The organism is Thiohalocapsa sp. (assembly GCF_019695415.1).
Lineage (GTDB): Bacteria > Pseudomonadota > Gammaproteobacteria > Chromatiales > Chromatiaceae > Thiohalocapsa.
Genome location: NZ_JAIFKJ010000565.1, coordinates 1 through 1,547, shown reverse-complemented (window position 1 = coordinate 1,547; position 1,547 = coordinate 1). Strand labels below are relative to the sequence as shown.

The 1,547-nt window shown below is 68.9% G+C and carries 3 protein-coding genes; all 3 read right to left on the bottom strand.

Annotated elements, in window-relative coordinates:
* Positions 1-290 (bottom strand): site-specific integrase (locus tag I6U14_RS15650; protein ID WP_296900452.1); only part of this gene is annotated, 290 nt, incomplete at its 3' end.
* The gene (locus I6U14_RS15645; RefSeq protein ID WP_296900451.1) at positions 287-1,225 is read right to left on the bottom strand and encodes a tyrosine-type recombinase/integrase; all 939 of its coding nucleotides are present in this window, start codon (positions 1,223-1,225) and stop codon (positions 287-289) included. The genes I6U14_RS15645 and I6U14_RS15650, both read right to left, overlap by 4 nt.
* Positions 1,222-1,547 (bottom strand): tyrosine-type recombinase/integrase (locus I6U14_RS15640; RefSeq protein ID WP_296900450.1); only part of this gene is annotated, 326 nt, incomplete at its 5' end. The genes I6U14_RS15645 and I6U14_RS15640, both read right to left, overlap by 4 nt.

Below are 1,547 nucleotides of genomic sequence, written 5' to 3'. Positions count from 1 at the left end.
GCATAGCGGAAGAAGGCGTGTATCGCCGCCAGGCGGGCGTTGCGCGTGCGGGCACCATTGCCGCGTCCCTGCTCGAGGTGATCCAAGAAGGTACCGATCACGGGTGCATCCAGATCCTGTAACGACAGCTTGGAAGGTGCCTTCTTGGTTCGCGCCTGGACGAAACGCAGCAGCAGCGAGAAGGTATCGCGATAGCTGGCGATGGTATGCGCGCTGGCTTGACGCTGCTGCATGAGCCGCTCGGTAAAGAACTGCTCCAGCAGACGCGGCAAGTTGGCCTCGGCACTCATGGCTGCCCCTCCCCGCTGCACTCTGCGTCGAGGCGCCGCGCAGCCAGGGCCAGCAGCTCGGGCGTCGCGGAGAGATACCAATAGGTATCGCCGACATGGGCATGGCCGAGGTAGGCCGCGAGCTGCGGCAGGCGCTGCTCGACATCGGCGCCGCTGCGGTACCAATCGAGCAGGGTGCGGATGGCGAAGCGATGGCGCAGATCGTGCAGCCGCGGGCCGTGATGATCCTCGGGCGCACGCAGGCCGATCTGATGCGACAACGTGACGAAGGTCGCGCGCACGCTCCAGGTGGTGAGCCGGGCGCCCTGCTCGGAGAGAAAAAAGCTCGGCGCCGGCGGTGCGCGATACAGACAGTCGCGGCGCTCGGCGTAGCGCGCCAGTCTGGCCGTGGTGCTCGGATGCAGCGGCAGCCAGCGCGATTTGCCGAACTTCGCGCCGCGGATACTCAGGCTGCCGCCAGCCAGGTCCACATCGGCACGGTCCAGCGCGAGTGGCTCGCCGATGCGCATCCCGCTGACGGCCAACAGGCCGAAGAGCGTCGCATAGGTCGCTGCCCGCAGCCCGGTTGGCGACGGCAGCCGCGCGGACGCATCAATCAGTGCCGCGATCTCCTCGTCGCGGTAGACGTAGGGTGATGGACGCACATAGCGATAGGGCAGCAACTGCGCCGGTGGAATCTCGGTGCGGGGGTCCAGGGCACGGTAATAGCGGGCGAACTGGCGCACGATGCCCAACCGTCGCGCCCAATGCGCCGGCGAGGCGCTGCTCGGCAGCATCGCCCAGCGCAGGGCCAGCTCGGTGGTGACCGACGCGACACCTTCGCGCTCGGCGAAACGCACGAACTGGTGCAGATCGCGGCCGACGGCGGTCAGCTTGAAGCCCAGCCCTCGCCGCAAGGCAAGGTAGTCGTCCACGGCGGCGGAGAGCACGCTCATGACGTCGCTCCCGGCCAGGGCTGTGCCAGCTCGGCCAGCGCGCAGGCGTCGACCTTGGCATAGATCTCCGTGGTCTGCGGCAACTGATGGCCCAACAGCTGGCCGATCTCCGCCAACGAGGCGCCGCGGCGCAGCATCGTCGTCGCCAGCGAGTGGCGCCGCAAGTGAGCCCCTCGCAGCGGCGGCTGGAGACCGGCGCGCGTCCAGGCACGCGCCACCATCCCGGCGATCGCCACACAAGCGGCCAAGCCCGTGTGCGGTGCCCGCCGGCCCACGAAGAACCGCCGGGCACAGCCGGGAGGAAGACGCCGGGCACGCAGAC